Genomic DNA, 20890 nt, shown 5'->3' with positions numbered 1-20890 from the left:
TTAATGGTTATTGGTTTATACTTAGCTTACGAGTATCTTATTTTTTCCAAGCGGATTGAACAGGATCAAATCCATAAATTCTGTTTGATAACAATCTTGCCAATCGACTGCTATCATCACTTAATCCTTTTAATCTTAGCTCAGCCATTACCGAATCAGTTGAGTCATCCAAATCTAAATCATTATAGTAGTGGCGACCATAAATAGAAAAGCCAATGCAACAATCTTCATAATCCACACCATAAATAGAGTCAAGCATTTGGTTGCTTAAAGTGTCGTATTGCCCTTGTGCCATTAGCCGCCATTTGTTGGTTATGGGCATAATAGCAGATGCTGTGATAGCAGATAATGGCAATTGATTGGTGTTTTCATTTGCTTTACGTTCAGTCCAACCAAAGCTAAATAAGCCATTATTAGTTGGTTGATATCTTAGCTGAGAAGTAACAAAGTTTAAGTCATAATCATTGGTTAGTGCGGTGTCTATGTCTATCCAAAGATCGTTATAGGGTTGCGCTTTAATACTGGTTATTAAGCCAGATGAGTCTTCATTAAATAATTGCGTATCAGTGACATCATCAGATAAGTCATCTAGTGATACTCTACCACTATCTAAATAAAATTGCTGTGCCATACTAGCATCTAAACGTGTCCGACCTGTTGCATCGATGTAACGATAATTTACACCAGGGGTAATTGCATGTAAGTCTTGCAAACGGTCATGCCCTAAAAACCATGTATCGGCATACAACTGGTCATAACTCATTGATGCCACACGGGTATTAAAGTTTGGTAAGTCATTTTGCTCTTTAAAAGGCGCATAAGTGTATTTTAGGCGTGGGCTAAGCAGCTGATAGCCGTTTTGCTGATTAGTTTTATTGCCTAGCCATTTAACAGGTGCACCTTTTTGATATAGCGTTAAACCAGCATCAATACTGGCTTGTGGTACAAATATCGATTTGGTTCCATCTTCTTTGTTAATGTTATTGGCAGATAAGCTATCGGTATCATAACTGGCTAAAATATGTTGTAGGCTTAATTTTGGTGTGACATAGCCCCAAGGTCGGGTGATTGGGTAGCTGGCACTTAGCCTGTTGTACATACGTACCCCACTTTTTTCAACGCCTGAGCCATCTTCAATAGACTTTTTAAAGTAGCCTGTGTCATGGGTGCCATCAACCACAATATTGCCAAACTGTGCTTGGTTTGAATCGCGATTAAACGAGGGTAGACGATAATCAACAACTAACTGTGGTAATTTAGCGTAAGGTCGGTCAACGTCTTTAATGAGATTACCATAAACATCTTCTGCTTCTAACTCTTGATAGGTCTCTACTTTTAATTCAGCATCTATATAATCATTAAAATAATTAACGCTGGCTCGCCTTGGTAGGTTGGCATCGTTATTGATATTGCGATTTAAGCTATCAAAATCATCAATATAGTCTGGATCAGAGACATAACTGTATTCTGCATCTGCCGTTAAGTTTTTGATGTGTGGTGATGCCCAAAAGTGCTCATAAAAAACGCTGCTGCGATTTTCATCTTTATATTTTTTGTCTTTTGGTAAATATGAACCCACAATACGTCCGGCACCAAATGAGTCGGTTAAATAGCGAAACTCAGTGGTTAGCATGGGATTGCGGTTAGTAAATACACGGGTATTAAGTGTTGCATCATAATTGGGAGCAAGGTTTAAATAATAAGGGATATTAACCTCAAAACCTCGCTCTGAATTGAAGCTTGCATTGGGGGTTAAAAAACCGCTTGTGCGTCTGTCATCAATAGGAAAGTTAAAATAAGGTAGATACAAAACGGGTAAATTAGCAACATTTAATGTGGTGTTGTATGCCACGCCACGCCCAGAGTCAGTATCCAGTTTAATGTTATTTGCATCTAAGTGCCATTTGCGTTTGTTGGGTGAACAAGTACTAAATATAACGTTTTGCAAGTTATACTGATTGTCACTTGTTTTGTTCATTTGCTGTGCATAACCATGAGCCTGCATTGGCACACTTGCAAAAGCAACCTCTTTTGCATTTGCAACCTTGTTATTTGGGTCATAGGTTAATTGCTCGGCAACACCAATTAAGCCGCCTTGTTTATTATCTTTTATCTCATTTAATGAGGTTGTGCCATCGATAGTATGATTGTTTTTAGGATTATCAGAAGTAACACCAGGGACACCATTACTGAATAACACTTGACCTTCAGCATTGGCAACATTTGTTGTTAAATCTAAGGTAACTTTTTCGGCTTTGATGATTTGTCCCGCTTGGTTAATTACGACATTGCCAGATAACTCGGCATAGTTTTTGTTGTCATAATATCCATAGTCAGCACGTGCATGCGTGTAACCCTTGGGGATAGGGTTACCCTCATAGTCGGTGTTATGAAAGTCAGTACCACTTGGACTGTTATCAGTATTGTTATGCGCTAGATTATTATTGTTACTTGCATGGCTCATACTGTTGTGGGCATTTGGATACACCCAAACACCCTCACAACGAGGGGCATTGGTTATCTCAGTATATCTTTTTTTTGCTTGGTTATATTGCTGCTGTATTGGCGTGGTTTCATCAATGTGAGTCACATCATTCAATGAAGGCTCAGATGGTTGTTTTTGTATTAACTTATCAATAGGTTGATAGTATTGTGATAAAGTTTTTAGGCTCTTTTGCTCAATGGTTTGAGCCTTTTTTTCAGCTTTAGCCTCTCTTGTGATTACTTTAGTGTCATTAACGCCATCGATGTGCTGCTCCTGAATGTGTTTTTTTGCCATGTCGGGCAAAACTTCAGGCATAAAAGGACGTACTGTGTTAACGCTATCATTATTGATTTGACTTTGTGCATAGTCATATGTGGTGATACGATTATCCGTTATCTCTTGTGCGTGGGTTGTGGTGGCAAGTCCCAAAGATAAAATGGCAAACCCTGTTTTTTTAATATGTGTTGTTTTAATTATAGGGCACGCATTGTTTGGCTTTGTGGTAAACAAAACCAAACGGATACTGCGAGAAAGTCGAGAGTGGAGTAGTGGCATAGCTATTTTATAAATTATCTTTAAGTGGGTCTTGCTAACATTTAATAGCCATCACTGACTAACCATAAGAGCAAAGTAAATATCGCTACTTTAGCAAAATAGCAAGGATAAGTATAGCCAACGGCTACTAAAATCCGCTAAACTATGTGGAGATTTTGTTTATTGCTGTAACACGTAAAAAATAAAGTAAACTGAATTTATTGGTTACAGTAATGTTATATTAATTTTTATTAAAATTTTATTATCTTTATGCAACAAACAAACAACGCAAACATAAATAGTGCAGATCATACCAAACAAAAACGCCACGCCCAATTGCATGATTGGCTGGCAAGTGTTATTACAGAAAATGAGTATCAGGTAGAAAGCTTACCAGGTGATGCAAGTTTTCGTTGTTATCACCGTGTTTATATCCACTATGATGATTCTTGTGACCTCGCTCATGCTACTAAAGTTTATATTGTGATGGACGCACCACCAGAGAAAGAATCTGTTGTTGAGTTTGTTAAAGTGGCTGAGTTAATGGCAGATTATATAAACGTGCCAAATATTATTGCAAAAGATATGGACGCTGGTTTTTTGATGTTGCAAGATTTTGGCACAACTGAGTTTGCGCATTTGTTAGTAGATGCAACAACCGAACAAATTGATGGCTATTATCAACAAGCCTTACAAACCTTAAACCAATTGCAGCAAATTGATGTTGATACAGCACGCACGCAGGCACAGACTCCTGATTATGATAGCGCATTGCTTAATCAAGAAATGGACTTGTTTAGTGAGTGGTTTTTGCCCTATATTGGCGTAGAGTTGGGTGAAGAAGCTAAGCTTTGGCAAGCGTTTAAACAACAGGTTATCCAGCAAGTTTTGGCACAACCTCAAGTTGTCGTGCATAGAGACTACCACAGCCGCAACTTGATGTTAGATAAAGAAGACCATAGCCGTTTAGGTGTGATTGACTTTCAGGATGCAGTGATTGGTGCGTATTCTTACGACTTAGTGTCTTTACTAAGAGATGCTTATGTACACTGGAATGAACAAAAAATCACTCAATGGATAAACAACTTTTGGCAAATGCTAACAGCGGCTAATAAACCAACGCAAGATGCGTTTTATCATGATGTGACGGTAATGGGCGTCCAGCGCCATCTAAAAGTGTTGGGCATTTTTGTGCGTTTGGCAAACCGTGACGGTAAAACTCGCTATTTAGCGGATATCCCGAAAGTAATGGATGACATGTTGTTTGAAATAAAATGGTTAAAGACACATGCTAATGGTGAGTTGCAGTTACTGGCAGAGGCGTTTACAGACTGGATAGAGTTGGTTGTTGTGCCAGCGTATCGTAAAAAGTTTATAAAGGCGAATTAACATGACGCAAATTAAGCAAGCTATGATTTTGGCAGCTGGCAAGGGCACACGCATGCGTCCTCTTACTTTGCACACACCAAAACCTATGATTGACGTGGCTGGGCAGCCCCTCATTACTTGGCATTTGTTAGCGTTAAAATCCGCGGGTATTACTAATATTACCATTAATTGTTCATACCTTGCCGATAAGTTACTGGCGGCTTTAGGTGATGGCAGCCAGTATGGCGTAAATATCCGTTGGTCTGTAGAAGATAATGAACCATTAGAAACGGCTGGTGGCATTGCGAATGCCTTAGCAACGGGTAAGCTGGATAATGAACCTTTTATTTTGATAAATGGCGATGTTTGGACAACGTATGATTTTAGTCAACTTGTACAAACCCAACTCAACGATAATCAAGTGGCACATTTATTGTTGGTTAACAATCCAACGCATAACCCAAGTGGAGACTTTGCTGTGCAAAATGGGCTGGCACGTGCCAATGTTGACGAGGTGCAAAAATATACTTTTGCAGGTATCAGTGTGATGCATCCTCAACTTTTAGGTTCGGTTGACCATAAGCTACCAACGCCCCTGGCACCTTTATTGATACAAGCGATGTCAGATAATCAAGTCACTGCACAAGTCATAGACGATACATGGGTAGATGTTGGTACACCAGAAAGGTTAGAAAGTGTGAACCATTTTGTTGATAATGAACTTTTGGCAGGTGTGCATAAAGGACAGCAACCGGCTGGTTAATAGAGGCAGTTTAATGAATGTTGCTTGTCAGTATTAACTTACAGTAGATGTAAAACTTAATTTGAGTTTGCTAAAATTCTGTAACGATGACAACTACTACTGACAACGCGACTGATTTACTTGCGTTACTTTCTGTTATTGTCCCATACTGTTATTGTCCTGTATTTTATTACTCTTTTGCTTGTGCGATGTTCTGTTTATTAAATTCTTTTATAGCAATCGCACTATCACTAATTTTTTCGTATTCTAGTTTTTCTTCTTTTTTAATCGCTTCAACCTTGGTTTTAAGCTCATTCACCTTTTTATAGTTTCCTTGCAAAACTGAGGTTGGGTCTTGATATTCATTGGCAGGGACATCAATGCCCTTTATTAGCCCAACGGTATTACCACCAGGCTGGTTGTTTGCCTGTGTCCCAAAAGAGGGTGACTCACTATTTTTTTTAGTCGCTGGGGGATGAGTTGTTGTAACGGTATCTTGTTGTGGTGTCTTTGTTTTATCACCATTTCCATGATTTATTTGTGCATTGGGTTGTTGCGTATCTGCTTTAGGTGTTGTTTGTTTTGTTTTGTTTGGCTTCGCTGTGGATTCTTGTTTTTCTTTATTAATATTCTGCTTCGTTTGCTTATCTTGCTGATTAGAGAGCGGTTGGGCTTTCTCTGTTGTATTGACAGATTTTTTGGATGTATTACTTGTTTGTGCCTCTGTTTGTAGGTCAGAGGAGACAGTTGGATTTTTTTCGGCGATCTCAGCGATGGGAATTTGTTGTGTGGGTTTAATGGGTGCTACTGGTGTGATTACGACGGCATCTTTTGGTTCCGCTTTTGTCTTGTGAAAATTAGTATAAAAAATAACCGCAACTAAAATTAAATGTATAAACAAAGCCAATATAATGGCAGGGAACCATTTTTTTAGCGTTGATTTTTTTTGTTTTTGTCGGTTAATGTTCATGTACTCATTTAAATCCAGTTTGACAGTAATATCCACATTGCACATTGGATGGATATTGATAGTTTAAGCGAATTTAGACGTATCTTAACATTAATTTGTTTAGCCTTAGTTAAAGTTTGTTAACATATTTTAAGATACCTAATCTATAAAAAAAGTTTATACAAACGAGCCTGTAAAAACGATTCTATAGAAACTAGGCATCGCCAGAGTAGGTATCTAAAAATTATTAATCTATTTGAAAAATCGGGCTATTTAATTAACTACTATTCTTCGATGAATAAAATAGATTCGATTTCGACCACAGCACCTTTAGGTAAAGCGGCAACTTGAACAGCAGCACGTGCTGGGTAAGGCTTTGCTAAACGGGCAACAAACAGCTCATTTAGTGCATTAAAATCAGCAAGGTCGGTTAAAGATACGTTAAACTTCACAACATCGGCAAGGCTACCACCTGCTGCTGTACAAACCGCTTCAATATTATCCATAACTTGTTTGGCTTGTGCTTCAAACCCTTCGGCTAGTTGCATGGTTTGTGGGTCTAAGCCAATCTGACCAGAGATATAAACGGTACTGCTATTGCCTGTGGTTACTTTAACAGCTTGTGAATAAGTGCCTACAGCGGCAGGGGCTTGGTCTGTATGTATGGTCTGACGTGACATATTCTTATCCTTTTTTTATGTGATAAATTAATTGTTTGGTGCTTGATATAAACGCATAATGTTAGGGAAACCTAATGAGTTACGTAGTTCACGAATAGCATGGGCAAGGTGCTGACGACTGCGAACAACGACAAATAATAGTGTATCAGCCTCGTGGTATTCTACCTTTTCAACCCCCACATTGATTTGGCGTAAGTTTAAAATGGCCTCACTCAATTGGTCTTCATTTATTTGAGCACATATCTTTAAAAAAGAGTGAAAGTGGGGGCGTTCGCCTTGAGTGTTTTTGGCTAGTGTTTCTTCTGTTTGCCACAATATTTTAAATATTTGATTGGGAGAACGTTTGCGTACTTCTTCTAGTTCATAACATTTGTGGCGATGAATCACTAAACCATGATGTCTTGAGTTATAGGCTAACACGGGGTCGCCGTATACCGGATTACAGCATTTAGGAAAGCTAATTTCTACCCCGTTTCCTAGGTTGGCAATTAAGTTTTGAGATTGCCCAGTGCAGTTAGATGCATTTTTAACCGCATTGGCAGCTTCTACTTCTTCACTAAATAACCGAGAAATCACAAGTTGTGGTAGTAGTTTACCAGCACTGATTGCCCAAAATAAGTCATCTTTATTATTAAATTTGCGCCAATTTAAAACATCTTGCCAGTCACTTGCTGTTAAGTCATGCAAATCTTTGCCATACGTTTTTAAGGCTCTATCAAGGGCTAATTTGCCCTGTGTAACTTTTTGCTCATCAGGTAGTGCTTTAAACCACTTTTGGATGAGCTCCCTTGCTTTACTGGTGATAACAAACCCGAGCCATTCTGCCTTTGGTAAGCTGTTTTTATCGGTAATGATTTCTACCGTTTGTCCACTATACACAACGGTTGCCAGGTCGCATGGCTTGCCATCAATGCTACCAGAGACAGCAATGTGTCCAATTTTTGGACCGACAGCATAAGCAAAATCTAAAACAGTGGAATGACGAGGCAGCTCGTAGGCTTTACCTTTTGGGCTATAACAAAGAATTTTGCGTTCGTGTAAGTAGTCCATTAACTGCTCAATGGTTTCTACCGCTTCATCAATATTTGGGTTACTCACACTCATGTCATCACTGACTAATGATTTCATATTCCGCAAAGATGCTTGAATAACAGACTGACTAACGGCAGAAGCGTTATCTGCACCAATAATCCCAAGCCTTGCTGCTTTTTGCATTTTGTGCGTAAGCAAGGTTACTTTAATGGTGTTGTGTTGATAAACGTAAGTAAGGGTGAGCGATTGATTACCGCCAGGTAAGGGGTTACGGATATTATCAGAAATTTGGGTATCTGGGATATTATATTTATTAATTAGGTAATTACTGATGTTTTTGCAAGATTTGACATCTTCTAGCACAATCTCAAATGCATATTGACGAATTAGCTCATCAATTGTGCCTCGGTTTCTAAAAAATTGGCGATACATATCGACTTTATAATCGAGCATTTTGACATGACCATGCAATTTTTTGACACGCAACAGCCTTTGTAGATAGTCGTGAATTTCATCTTTACGAAACTTTCGACCAAGTCCATGCTGCAATAGTTTATCAGATAGCTTGGTGTACATCTCAGGGTCTAGGTTACGGTAACACAGCATTTCAATATGGTCGGCGAGGTCATTCATACCCATAACACGAGCAAAGGGTATGTAAAAATCTAATGTTTCTTGTGCCGTTGATTTTTGTTTTTCGCGTCTTACAGCACCAAGTGTCGACATGTTGTGTAACCTGTCAGCAAGTTTAACAACTAAAACACGGGGGTCATTTAGCGTGGCGGTTAAAATTTTATGAAAGGTTGCTGCTTTATTTTGTTGCTTGTTTTGTGAAGATGACTTTAGCTTGGTAACGCCATCAACCAGTTTTGCTACTTGCACGCCATATTTTTCAGTTAAGTCTTGTAGGCTAACGTCGGTATCTTCTACAGTATCATGCAAAATAGCGGCAATGATGGTGTCTCTATCGAGTTTAAAACCTGCCAAAATTTCGGCAACAGCGATAGGGTGCGTGATATAGGGTTCACCAGATTTTCTTTTGTCTTTAATGTGTGCAATATCACCAAAATGGCAAGCATCAATAATATCGGTTTGTTCTTCACAAGGTAAGTAACCGACAGACAGCATTAGGCTTTGTTGAGCTTCATCTACTAAATAATGGCTAAACTTTTTTTTACGGATATCTACGTCTGTGCTATCAGCTGCTTGCATCTTTAATATAATATTCCTTGCTTGCATTTTATCTGACTACGAAACTGATAAAAATCCGATAAAAAAACCGCATTAATGCGGTGGCAGATAAATGCTTAGTGATTTTGGCTTGGAAAGTTGTCAATTTAAAACTTTTAAAACACTTAGGTACAACTACTAACTTAATGCTAAAGTCTTATTATGTCAATCATAAATAACAAAAAACCACAGCAATAAAAAGCTGTGGATTTGTTTAAGTTTTTAAGCGATTTAGATATTAAAAACCGTTGTTTGATGATAGTGCTAAATCAAGGCTATTGGTGGCAACATCGTACTCTGGCTGAAACAAAATATCTTTGTCAATTTTACCTTCGGCGATTTCTCGCAGTGCCAATACGGTTGGTTTGTCGTTATCTATTTCTACTAATGGCTCTGAAACGCCTTTAGCTAACTGACGAGCACGCTTGCTAGCAACCAAAATTAGTTCAAAACGGTTGTCAATTTTTCCTAAACAGTCTTCGATAGTAATGCGTGCCATAAAGCCCTCATCAAATTTAAAATTAATTTTGCAATAGTTAGCCGGTAATTATAGCAATTAACATAACCTTTTTAAACAGTTATTTAAAAAGTTTTGTTTGCTTTATTGCTGATTTTAAATCTAGTCTGTAATTAAGTTATTAATTAAATCACCATGGGTACTTTGTTGTTTTTTAAGTGTTTGACGATTTGCAATAATAATCGCTTTAAGCTCTTCATAGGCGGCGTTAAAGTCATCATTGATAACAATATAATCAAAGTTGCTATATTGCTGCATTTCTTTTACTGCACCAGCCAGTCTGGTTTGTATCACGTCTTCGCTATCTTGCCCTCGGTTAGATAAACGCTCCTTTAATGCTTCTTTACTTGGCGGTAGAATAAAAATCATAATGGGGGTAGTGTTTGAATTTTTAAGCTGTTCTTTAACTTGTAAAGCACCTTGCCAGTCAATTTCTAATATAACATCCATCCCTTGTGCAAGCTGGGCAGTCACTTTTTGGGCAGAAGTGCCATAAAAATTACCAAAAACTTCGGCATATTCAAAAAACTGATTTTCCGCAATGCCTTTTTTAAATTCATCAACGCTAGTAAAGTGATACTGTTGACCATTCACTTCCCCTGGTCTTGGTTGACGAGTTGTGTGTGACACACTAACAGTCAAATTTTGGGTGTTTTCGATGAGCTGTTTTACTAATGAAGTTTTACCTGTACCAGAAGCGGCAGTGATGATAAATAAGGAGCCTGTCATATTTGTCTCTATTGTTTGTTTATATGAAACCATTTAATTGAAAGGGGGTGTTTTTAGGTGTAACCTGTTGTTGTGTTAAACAATTTTAATTAAATTTTCCCCCAATGATTGTACCTAAGTTAACGTATGAACCTGAGGTTAATTGTAACATATTTGTGATATTTTTTAGCTGTGTTATCGTGTGCTTATGTGCTGAGCAAGTACCTATAAATATTTTAAAGCCAAAAAAAGTATAAATTTTATTGTGTACGAGTGTAAACTGTTTTAAAATGGTGTTATAATGTTCTACACTATTTTAATAAAAATAGGTTATATTTTTTTGGATATAGCGTAATATACAAAGGCACAGAGTTATTTTAATACTCAGCTTAAAGTGTTTTGTATCATTAAACGAGTTCCACAATATTACCCAATTTATTACATACTCAATAACAATGGAGATTTTTTATGAGTACAGAAATTGAATCAAAAGTTAAAGCAGCCGTTGCTGAACAATTAGGCAAAAATGTTGATGAAATTAGCAATGATGCTTCATTCATGGAAGATCTAGGTGCTGACTCTCTAGACTTAGTAGAGCTTGTTATGTCTTTTGAAAATGACTTTGGTATCACAATTCCAGATGAAGATTCAGCAGAACTAACAACTGTTCAAAAAGCAATTGATTACGTTGCCAGCAAGCTGTAATTTGTTTTGTGTTTAGCTTAGTAAAGACCATTTAGCAATTTGCTATTTGGTCTTTTTTTTTGTCTATTTGGTTTGTTACGAAATTATAGATTTAGTAACATTATTCAACATTATTTTATTAGATTGTCATACAAGTTTTGCTATACTCGAATGGAGCAATATAAAACTTGAGTGATTTATTCATTTAAGATTTTAGGCTTTTTACAATAAATTTTTTAAAATAAATTGGAGTATAACAATGGGAATTTTTAGTTTTGCAAAAGACATTGGCGATAAAATTTTTAATCGTGACGAGGCAGAAAACAAAGAAACAGAAGCGGACGTTAATTCAGAGCCATCAGCACAGTCAGTTGCTAACATCTTACTTAAGCGTATCCAAGATCAAAATGTTGAAATTGATAACCTAAAAGTTAAATACAACGGCAATACAGACACTGCTGAAATTAGTGGTGTGGCTGCGACACAAGCCGACCGTGAAAAAGCAATTATTGCAGTAGGTAACGTACAAGACGTTGCACAAGTTGTTGACCATATTGAAGTTAAAGTTGCAGAGCCAGAATCAACCATGTACACCGTAAAATCTGGTGACACATTATCAGCAATTGCAAAAGCGCATTATGGTGCCCCAGACTATATGAAGATTTTTGAAGCTAACAAACCAATGCTTAGCGACCCTAATAAAATCTATCCAGGTCAAGTTTTACGTATCCCTGCATAATTTTTTATGAATAAAAAAATAACTGCCGTAGTTGATTAGTTGCTATAACCAAAGATGCCCTCAAAACAATTTGAGGGCATCTTTTTTGATTATTTTGTAGTTTGTTGCTTAATTGCCCAATGGATATGTTCATCTAGCATATCGCCATGTTGACTAAGTTTACTTTGCAATGCTTGAACGGTTGCATCGGATTTTGGTGCATTACCAAGTGCAATTGCCACATTGCGTAACAGATTAACATAACCCGTGCGACGTAAAGGGCTGCCTTGAGTAAAAGCATCAAAGTCTTGTTGTGTCCAGTTCCATAAGTCCAGTAAACTTAGGCTGTCTAAATTGTGCCGAGGGGCAAAATCATCTAAAGTTGCCAAATTAGCATAGCGGTTCCAAGGGCAAACCAGTTGGCAGTCATCACATCCAAAAACACGATTACCCATTGCCTTACGGTATTTTTCTGGTATAGGACCATCGTGTTCTATGGTTAGGTAAGATATACAGGCACTGGCATTAACTTGGTAGGGTTCAACAATGGCTTGTGTTGGGCAAATATCAATACAAGCTTGGCAGCTGCCACAATGGGGGGATACAGGCTGGTCTTCTGGTAATTCTAGGCTAATAAACAACTCGCCCAAAACAAAAAAAGAGCCCGCTTGTTTGTTAATGAGTAAAGTGTGTTTACCTGTCCAGCCTAATCCTGCCGCATCGGCAATGGCGCGTTCAAAAATAGGGGCAGAATCAGCAAAGGGTCTAAATACAAAGGGTGAATCATTATTAATATCTAAATGTTGCCAATTTGGGCGTTGTGCTTCAATGCGTTTGGCAAGTTTTTTTAGTCTGTTACGCATGACCTTGTGGTAATCACGCCCACGGGCATAACGTGCCACAATAGCGTTATTTGGGTACTTATTATCTTCTATTTTTCTTGGCGTTGTTTTTTCGGCAAGGTAATCCATGCGTACGCTAATAATGGTTTTTGTGCCTGTCACTAGCTTAGCAGGGTCTGCGCGCAAGTCATGATGGTTATGTAAAAACTCAAGTTGACCTTCGTAGCCTTTATCTAACCATTGTTTAAGATGGGTGATTTGTTTGGCAAATAATGGGTGGTTGATTGGCAAAAAACCACAATCAGCAAAGCCGAGTTCAAGGGCTTGCTGTTGTATCCATTGTTTAACCTCATCTGTTGAATTAAACAGGGTATGCGTGGCTATTTGTTGACTGCTGGGCATAAGGTAATGTTAAAGGGTTATTTTTATTGCATTTTACCGTAATTTTATAAAAATAGAGATAAAATCACCGTATAATTGAGAGATAAAATATGTTTAAGGTGGTGCTAAAACAAAGCTTTGCTTGCGGTTATGAATTGAAAAAAACATAGCCTGTGTATCAAATATCTTAATATATTGGCAAATCTAAGGGTTTAACACCTGCTTTCTTTTTTAAATGTAGTTGAACCCAATTATAGCTAACCATTTGCCAGATACATAGAATATTTATAAGAGATATTATTATGGGAAAATCAGATATTTTTCAGAAAAAAATGGAAAGTACAGGGATAATAACGGTATTTTCTATGAAATGTTATGTCTTGAATGAAGCTCCTGAAAATATTGAAATTATTTTATTTGAAACAAAAGAACTGGGTTTATTGAGTTTAAATGTTGATATTGATACCGATGAATTGTTTTGGGAGCAGGGTTTACCAAGTGTTTCAGGTTGGGACGAATATAAGGAGATTAAATCGCCATTTTCTTTGGATAGGTATATTGTATTTTTATATTGGAAAATGATGAATAATTTTAACTGTTATGATGGTATCCAGTTTTGTGTGCGTTTAGAAAGTAAAAAATATACTGATTATTCTTATTATCAATTTATGGGTGAAGCATCACAAATTACGTGTAACGAATTTGGTAAGTTTCGAAGTACAAATGAATAACAAAATAAGGAATAACCATGAATAACACGCTACTTTACACCAGTCAACAAATTTACCAGATTGAACAAGACTGGTTTAAAGCGGGTAACCCCAGTTTTGGTTTGATGCAGCAAGCCAGCTGGCAAATGGCAATATGGATTAATAAAAACATAAGTTATAAAAATGCCTGTATATGGACGGGTAGCGGAAACAATGGTGGCGATGGTTGGCTATTGGCTCATTACTTATGTCAATTTGGCTGGCAAGTAACGGTTGTAGAAGTCGCTGAACCAACTACCGAAGACAGCAAACATGCCAAACAAATTGCTTTAAAAGCAAGGTGTCAAACCATTAAATGGCATAAAGAAATGATGAAAGAATCTGCCGTATTTTCGGCAAATGTGCATATTGATGCTTTATTTGGCATTGGGTTAGATAGAGAACCAATGGGAGATTATGCCACTGCCATTGCCCAAGTAAATCAACTCACCTCCCTGCCTGATAAAACTGCGATTGCCGTAGACATTCCAAGTGGATTGGTTTCCAGTACTGGGCAAGTATTTAATGGTGTTGCCATTTGTGCTGACATCACTTTGTGTTTATTGGCAAGTAAGCTTGGTTTATTTATTAAAGATGGTAAAGACTATGCCGGGCAAGTGGTTACATTGCCGCTTATTCCTTTACCGACATCATCAAAAATTAAGCCCACGGCAATCCGCCTCATGCAGGCTTATCCAATTTTGTCTCGTTTATCTAACAGTCATAAAGGCAGTTTTGGGCATGTGTTAGTGGTGGGTGGTAATAAAACTGAGTTTGCAAATGGCATGGGTGGGGCAAGCATTTTAGCGGCAACTGGCGCATTTGCGGTGGGGGCTGGAAAAGTTAGTGTTGCTTGCCATGCAGATTATCATAACGCTGTGCTGGCAAGTAAACCCAATGCCATGGTCGTTGACTTGCATAACCCAAAAGCGTTAGAACCTTTATTTGCGCAAACCGATGTGGTAGCCATTGGTATGGGGTTAGGGCGAGAACAACAGGTACAAAGCTTGTTTGTAAAAAGTGTCGAGTATGCCATGCAAGCAAATTGTAAACTAGTGATAGATGCTGATGGTTTATATCACCTAGCAAGTTTAAAGTTAGAGAGTAACGAGTTGGTTGAAAAGATAAAAATCTATGCAGCCAATCAATTTGTTGCTTTTACACCACACACAGGTGAGATGGCAAGGCTACTCGGTATTAGCAACAAACAAATAGAAGATAACCGGACAGCAGCAGTTGATCAAGCGGTAGCGCAGTTTGGCGGTCATTGGTTGTTAAAAGGTGCAGGTAGTATGGTGTATGAAGATGCGCAAATGTATGTTTGTGATGTGGGCAATGCAGGGATGGCAACTGCTGGTATGGGAGACGTTCTAGCCGGCATACTAGCAGGGTTGCAAGCGCAACATCATTTAACAAGTACGCAAAAAAGTTTAAGACAAGCGGTGCTGATTCATGGTCAAGCTGGGGATGCGCTTGCTAAAAAAGTAGGGGCGTATGGTATGCAAACAGACTATATGGAAATAGAAATTATTAAAATAATGGCTGATTTATCCGCTATTTAGTTTAGATTGTTTGATATTGTGGGCTTGTTTTACAGCATAACAAAAAGTTATTTAGTCCCTTAAGATAATTTTATTGACAAAGTTGCAAGAAAAATAGAATATAGGGGTATATAAATTGGTCAGTAGTTCATATTAATGGACTGCTTGTAACTATCTAAATAAGAGCAAATTACCGTTTGTTGCTTAGCAGATATTACAATGTGGCTATAACAGTAACTTAAAAAAGTAACTTGTTTATGGCGTTGGGCTTATCGGTTGACAGTGACTAATGCAGTATTTTTTTTAAATTGATATTCATCATAAAACTCACCGTAGTTTTTACATCAGTTTTACTTCGTAAATATTGCAATTTTCAATTCTTTCATACCTCATATTTGCCCTAGCACTTTTTTCTTTACTGTATCCACATGATTTTGTAGCAAGCAATCATCAAGTGAATAGTTGTATTTTTGACTTGGTTTTAAATCGTCTATTTTAAGGTGATTAATCTTCCACCAGTTTATTTGCTTACCAATAATGTAAGGGGATTACAGTGACTCAAACTGAACAAACACAACAAAATGACTTGCCAATGTTATCAGGTGCTGAGATGTTGGTGCAGTCTTTAATCGATGAAGGGATAGACTATATCTTTGGTTATCCTGGTGGTGCGGTATTGCACATTTATGATGAGATTTTTAAACAGGATAAAATCGAACATATTTTGGTGCGCCATGAACAAGCCGCAGGGCATATGGCAGATGCATACTCTCGTGTAACAGGGCGTACAGGGGTCGTATTGGCAACTTCAGGTCCTGGTGCAACCAACACAGTAACGGCAATTGCAACAGCATTTACAGATTCAATACCTATGGTGGTTATCACAGGTCAGGTGCCAAGCAGCCTAATTGGTGAAGATGCTTTCCAAGAGTGTGATATGGTTGGTATTTCTCGCCCTGTTGTGAAACATAGTTTCCAGGTTCGAGATCCACGTGATATTCCAACCATCATGAAAAAGGCATTCCACATTGCTGCCTCGGGTCGTCCCGGTCCAGTAGTGGTTGATGTGCCAAAAGATATGACAGCACCAAATGAAAAGTATCCTTATGAATACCCTAATGAGGTTTTTGTTCGTTCTTTTCAGCCGTCAGTTAAAGGGCACGCTGGGCAAATAAAAAAGGCTGTTGATGCACTATTAGCTGCAAAACGCCCTGTGTTGTATTCTGGCGGCGGTGTAATTTTAGGCAATGCACATGAGCAGCTAACTAAGCTTGCTAAATATTTAAATTTACCTGTAACCAATACCTTAATGGGCTTGGGTGCGTACCCTGGTTCTGACCGTCAGTTTTTAGGTATGTTAGGTATGCACGGCACCTATGAAGCCAATATGACCATGCATCATGCTGATGTTATTTTAGCCGTTGGTGCGCGTTTTGATGACCGTGTTACCAATAATGTTAAAAAATTCTGCCCTAATGCAACCGTGATTCATATTGATATTGATCCAACGTCAATTTCTAAAACCATTCATGCACACATCCCAATTGTGGGCGATGTTAAAAATGTATTGAATGAAATGCAGGCAGCGATAGAAGCAAGAGATACAAAGCTTGATGAAAGGGCGTTAGAAGATTGGTGGAACCAAATTGTACAGTGGCGACATCGTCATGGGTTACGTTATGACAATCCTTCTGAAGCATTAATAAAAGCAGGTGAAAATAGCATTAAGCCACAGCATGCGGTTGAAGCATTGTATAAAGTAACCAATGGTAAAGCCATTATTACCAGTGATGTTGGTCAGCACCAAATGTTTGCTGCGTTATATTATAAATATGACGAACCACGTCAGTGGCTAAATTCTGGTGGCTTAGGTACCATGGGTGTTGGTTTGCCATATGCGATGGCAGCTAAGCTTGCTAGTCCAGAAAGAGACGTTGTTTGTATCACGGGCGAGGGTTCTATTCAGATGAATATTCAAGAGCTTTCTACCTGTTTGCAATATGATATCCCTGTTAAAATTTTAAACCTAAATAATGCACAGTTAGGTATGGTTAAGCAATGGCAAGATATGATTTATGAAGGTCGCCATGCCCAATCATACATGAAGTCATTGCCAGACTTTAAAAAACTTGCAGAGAGCTATCACCATGTCGGTATTAAAATAACCGATCCAAACAAGTTAGAAGAGCAACTTGCTGAAGCGATGGCACTTAAAGACAAATTAGTATTTATTGATGTCTATGTCGATAAACATGAGCATGTATACCCAATGCAGGTTGCAGGGCAATCTATGCGTGATATGTGGTTATCAAAAGGGGAGCGCACCTAATGAAACAACAACATTTGATTTCAGTATTGATGGAAAATGAGTCAGGGTCGTTATCTCGAGTAGTTGGCTTATTTTCACAGCGTGGTTATAACATTGAAACCTTAAACGTTGCACCAACAGATGATCCAACGATTTCTCGATTAAACTTAACAACGGTGACCTCGCCAGATAATATAGAACAAATCACTAAGCAGCTAAATAAGCTGGTTGAAGTGATTAAAGTGATTAACTTATCAGATATCCAACACGTTGAGCGTGAGCTTATGCTAATTAAAGTACGAGCTTCTGGCAGTATGCGTGAAGAAATTAAACGCAGTGCCGATATTTTCCGTGCGCAAGTTGTGGATGTATCTGCCAACTTATATAGCATTCAAATAACCGGTGATACCGCTAAATTAGATGCTTTTATTGATATTATTGGTAAAGATAAAGTTTTAGAGGTAGTTCGCTCGGGCATTATTGGCATTGCACGTGGTGAAAAGGTGCTTAATCTTTAGTTTTAAAACTTTAATAAGCAGATAATGATATATCAAGCTTTATGATGGTGCTATAAACTGAGTTTTTTGTGGCATCATGACACTTAGATAACAGGTTTTTTAACCAACTGGCATAATGCCAGAAAACAAATTAACAAAACGGCTGGCTAGTACTCAATTAAGTCAGCATTTAATAAGGAAAGCATAATGAGCTTAAATATTTTTTACGATAAAGACTGTGACCTATCAATCATCCAAGGCAAAAAAGTTGCTATTATTGGTTACGGTTCTCAAGGTCATGCACACGCACTTAACCTTAAAGACTCTGGTGTAGACGTAACGGTCGGTTTGCGCAAAGGTTCTGGCTCTTGGGCAAAAGCAGAAAATGAAGGTTTGAATGTTGCAGAAGTGCCAGAAGCAGTTAAATCTGCTGATGTGGTGATGATTTTAACGCCAGATGAGTTCCAACGTGAATTATATGCAGACGTGATTGAACCAAACATTAAAGAAGGTGCAACGCTCGCATTTGCTCACGGTTTTGCCATCCACTACAACCAAGTAGAGCCACGCAAAGATTTAGACGTTATCATGGTTGCGCCAAAAGCGCCAGGTCACACCGTACGTAGTGAGTTTGTACGTGGTGGTGGTATCCCTGATCTTATCGCAATTTATCAAGATGCCTCTGGTCAAGCAAAACAAGTTGCTTTATCTTATGCGTCTGGTGTTGGTGGCGGTCGCTCTGGTATTATCGAAACAACCTTTAAAGATGAGACAGAAACTGACCTATTTGGTGAGCAAGCGGTACTTTGTGGTGGCGCAGTTGAGCTGGTTAAAATGGGCTTTGAAACTTTAGTTGAAGCCGGTTATGCACCAGAAATGGCATACTTTGAGTGTTTACACGAGCTTAAGTTGATTGTTGACTTAATGTTTGAAGGTGGTATTGCCGACATGAACTACTCAATCAGTAACAATGCCGAATACGGTGAATATGTTACTGGACCTGAAGTTATTAACGAGCAGTCTCGTGAAGCAATGCGCAATGCACTAAAACGTATCCAAGATGGTGAGTACGCGAAGATGTTTATTGCTGAAGGTCAAACTAACTACCCAAGCATGACAGCACGTCGTCGCAACAATGCAGCACATCCAATCGAACAAACTGGCGCTAAATTGCGTGCAATGATGCCTTGGATTGGTAGCAACAAGATTATCGATAAAGCTAAAAACTAAGTTTTAGTTTTTAAGAATCGATAAGCTTCAAGCCGATATCAAACCCCTTACTGTGCTATCATAGTAAGGGGTTTTACGTTGTTTTTTGATGGGGCATGATGCGCTTTAAAACGTGAGCTCTTTTATTTTAATAAATTTACTTTAACGTGGGTGTTCAACAAAAATAGTAAAATTTATTGCTAATAGCGAACACAAAAAATCAAAAAATAACGGCAAAAATAAAATACAGGAAATCACTTTTAAATGTTTCAATTGCAGTTTTTAAATTTCACTTTTTCGGTTACCTCCATTTATATTGCTATGAGTGCATTTGTTGCGATTATTATCTGGATAGAAGGCAGTAAGCTGATATCAACCAAAGGTAAAATGCCAAATTCAACTTGGTTTTATGTTGGGTCTATTTTAGAAACATTATGGTTTTTTGTTTCGGGTACCATATTGTATTTTGTTGAGATGTCACCAATCTATAAAGTAGTGCCTGTTGTGTATATGATATACAGCTTATACGGCTGGGTTTATATCACCCGTCTTATCAGTAACCATGAGTTACCAAACTCTGCAGAAGACATTATCATACCAAAGCCTTATATTGAATATAGCCAAGCATTTGCTATGGTGTTTTTGGTTTTGTGTATTGGTTTGTTGATATTGCCATGGGTTGCACCACAACTAATTTGATAGTATAACTATTTGCTTGTTAGACAGGTTTTTTTTGATAAAAAAATCAAGCGATGGCTTTAAAAATAAGCAAATAAAAAATGACCATATATTCACATAGCCATCTTGACCAAAAGCGACACTCGTCGCATTATATCTATTAATAATAGTTATCTTTTACTTGGTTAAGTGCCTAGTAATTGTTATACTGCTATTGGGTTTTTTTGTAAAATAAACAAAGATAAAAGAGGAACGTATGAAAGCATTAGTCGCTGTAAAGCGTGTGATTGATTATAACGTAAAGGTACGCGTAAAGGCTGATAACTCTGGTGTTGATTTAACAAACACAAAGATGTCTATCAACCCGTTTTGTGAAATTGCTGTAGAAGAAGCAGTTCGATTAAAAGAAGCAGGTATTGTTGACGAAATTATTGTTGCTTCAATTGGTCCTAAAGAATCTCAAGAACAAATCCGTGGCGCGTTGGCACTGGGTGCTGACCGTGGTATCTTAGTTCAAACTGATGAAAAAGCATATCCACTACAAGTTGCAAAAATCTTAAAAGGTATTGCTGATCAAGAAGGTACAGAAGTTGTACTACTTGGTAAACAAGCAATTGATGAAGACAACAACCAAACAGGTCAGATGTTGGCTGCGTTAATGGGTGCTGGTCAGGGTACATTTGCTTCAGAAGTTAAAGTTGCAGATGGTAAAGCAACAGTAACACGTGAAATTGACGGTGGTTTACAAACCGTGGCATTAGATTTGCCAGCCATCATTACGACTGACTTACGCCTAAATGAGCCTCGTTATGCAAAATTGCCTAATATCATGAAAGCTAAGAAAAAGCCACTAGATGAAAAAACACCAGCAGATTATGGTGTAGAAATGGCTTCTAAACTTGAAACAATTAAGGTTGTACCACCAGCAGAACGTCAAGCAGGCATCACTGTTGCTTCTGTTGATGAGTTGATTGATAAGCTAAGAAATGAAGCAAAAGTTATCTAATTCAATCGTTTACTAACCATATTTTAAGGAAT

General features: G+C 38.0%; 18 protein-coding genes. 11 read left to right on the top strand and 7 right to left on the bottom strand.

What is annotated here, in order from left to right:
* Positions 1-37: 37 nt before the first annotated feature.
* Positions 38-3040, bottom strand: coding sequence for an LPS-assembly protein LptD (locus tag VH441_RS04450; protein ID WP_434354277.1), 3003 nt, complete (start codon positions 3038-3040; stop codon positions 38-40).
* A gap of 249 nt (positions 3041-3289) precedes the next feature.
* Here VH441_RS04450 and VH441_RS04445 point away from each other — a divergent pair, with 249 nt between their 5' ends.
* Positions 3290-4408: an aminoglycoside phosphotransferase family protein gene (locus VH441_RS04445; protein WP_434354276.1), complete on the top strand. Its 1119-nt coding sequence runs from the start codon at positions 3290-3292 to the stop codon at positions 4406-4408.
* Between the two features lies 1 nt (position 4409).
* The gene (murU, locus tag VH441_RS04440) at positions 4410-5150 is read left to right on the top strand and encodes an N-acetylmuramate alpha-1-phosphate uridylyltransferase MurU (RefSeq protein WP_434354275.1); all 741 of its coding nucleotides are present in this window, start codon (positions 4410-4412) and stop codon (positions 5148-5150) included.
* A gap of 169 nt (positions 5151-5319) precedes the next feature.
* Here murU and VH441_RS04435 read toward each other — a convergent pair whose 3' ends face one another.
* From VH441_RS04435 to gmk, 5 genes are all read right to left on the bottom strand, one after another.
* Positions 5320-6099, bottom strand: a complete 780-nt coding sequence (locus VH441_RS04435) for a hypothetical protein (RefSeq protein WP_434354274.1) — start codon at positions 6097-6099, stop codon at positions 5320-5322.
* A 263-nt stretch (positions 6100-6362) separates the two neighbouring features.
* Positions 6363-6758, bottom strand: a complete 396-nt coding sequence (locus VH441_RS04430; RefSeq protein WP_434354273.1) for a Rid family detoxifying hydrolase — start codon at positions 6756-6758, stop codon at positions 6363-6365.
* Positions 6759-6785: 27 nt separating this feature from the next.
* The gene (locus VH441_RS04425; RefSeq protein ID WP_434354357.1) at positions 6786-9002 is read right to left on the bottom strand and encodes a RelA/SpoT family protein; all 2217 of its coding nucleotides are present in this window, start codon (positions 9000-9002) and stop codon (positions 6786-6788) included.
* Between the two features lie 256 nt (positions 9003-9258).
* On the bottom strand, positions 9259-9519 hold the full coding sequence (gene rpoZ, locus VH441_RS04420; RefSeq protein WP_434354272.1) for a DNA-directed RNA polymerase subunit omega: 261 nt from the start codon (positions 9517-9519) through the stop codon (positions 9259-9261).
* Between the two features lie 120 nt (positions 9520-9639).
* The gene (gmk, locus tag VH441_RS04415; RefSeq protein ID WP_434354271.1) at positions 9640-10266 is read right to left on the bottom strand and encodes a guanylate kinase; all 627 of its coding nucleotides are present in this window, start codon (positions 10264-10266) and stop codon (positions 9640-9642) included.
* Between the two features lie 447 nt (positions 10267-10713).
* On the opposite strand from gmk, the gene acpP reads away from it, so the two are divergent.
* Positions 10714-10950 (top strand): acyl carrier protein, encoded by a 237-nt coding sequence (gene acpP, locus VH441_RS04410; protein WP_434354270.1) that lies wholly within the window; start codon positions 10714-10716, stop codon positions 10948-10950.
* Between the two features lie 238 nt (positions 10951-11188).
* Entirely contained in the window at positions 11189-11668 is a 480-nt protein-coding gene (gene lysM / locus VH441_RS04405) for a peptidoglycan-binding protein LysM (protein WP_434354269.1), read from the top strand.
* An 89-nt stretch (positions 11669-11757) separates the two neighbouring features.
* On the opposite strand, the gene queG is transcribed toward lysM, so the two are convergent.
* Complete coding sequence (queG, locus tag VH441_RS04400) at positions 11758-12891, bottom strand: tRNA epoxyqueuosine(34) reductase QueG (protein ID WP_434354268.1); 1134 nt, start codon at positions 12889-12891, stop codon at positions 11758-11760.
* Positions 12892-13172: 281 nt separating this feature from the next.
* Between queG and VH441_RS04395 the strand changes: the two genes are divergently transcribed.
* From VH441_RS04395 to VH441_RS04365, 7 genes are all read left to right on the top strand, one after another.
* Entirely contained in the window at positions 13173-13601 is a 429-nt protein-coding gene (locus VH441_RS04395; protein ID WP_434354267.1) for a hypothetical protein, read from the top strand.
* Between the two features lie 17 nt (positions 13602-13618).
* Positions 13619-15181 carry an NAD(P)H-hydrate dehydratase gene (locus tag VH441_RS04390; RefSeq protein ID WP_434354266.1) on the top strand — a complete coding sequence of 521 codons (1563 nt, stop codon included), beginning with the start codon at positions 13619-13621 and terminating at the stop codon, positions 15179-15181.
* Between the two features lie 565 nt (positions 15182-15746).
* Positions 15747-17489 (top strand): acetolactate synthase 3 large subunit, encoded by a 1743-nt coding sequence (locus VH441_RS04385; protein ID WP_434354356.1) that lies wholly within the window; start codon positions 15747-15749, stop codon positions 17487-17489.
* A complete protein-coding gene (gene ilvN, locus VH441_RS04380) occupies positions 17489-17986 on the top strand; it encodes an acetolactate synthase small subunit (RefSeq protein ID WP_434354265.1) in 498 nt (165 codons plus the stop codon). The genes VH441_RS04385 and ilvN overlap by 1 nt, the downstream gene beginning before the upstream one ends.
* Positions 17987-18172: 186 nt before the next feature.
* Entirely contained in the window at positions 18173-19195 is a 1023-nt protein-coding gene (ilvC, locus tag VH441_RS04375) for a ketol-acid reductoisomerase (RefSeq protein ID WP_434354264.1), read from the top strand.
* Between the two features lie 243 nt (positions 19196-19438).
* Positions 19439-19873 (top strand): hypothetical protein, encoded by a 435-nt coding sequence (locus VH441_RS04370; protein ID WP_434354263.1) that lies wholly within the window; start codon positions 19439-19441, stop codon positions 19871-19873.
* Positions 19874-20108: 235 nt separating this feature from the next.
* Positions 20109-20858: an electron transfer flavoprotein subunit beta/FixA family protein gene (locus VH441_RS04365; RefSeq protein WP_434354262.1), complete on the top strand. Its 750-nt coding sequence runs from the start codon at positions 20109-20111 to the stop codon at positions 20856-20858.
* Positions 20859-20890 lie beyond the last annotated feature (32 nt).

This window comes from Psychrobacter sp. HD31, assembly GCF_051097895.1.
Lineage (GTDB): Bacteria > Pseudomonadota > Gammaproteobacteria > Pseudomonadales > Moraxellaceae > Psychrobacter.
Note: the sequence above shows the minus strand (reverse complement) of the source record. Positions and strands in the feature narration are given on the sequence as shown.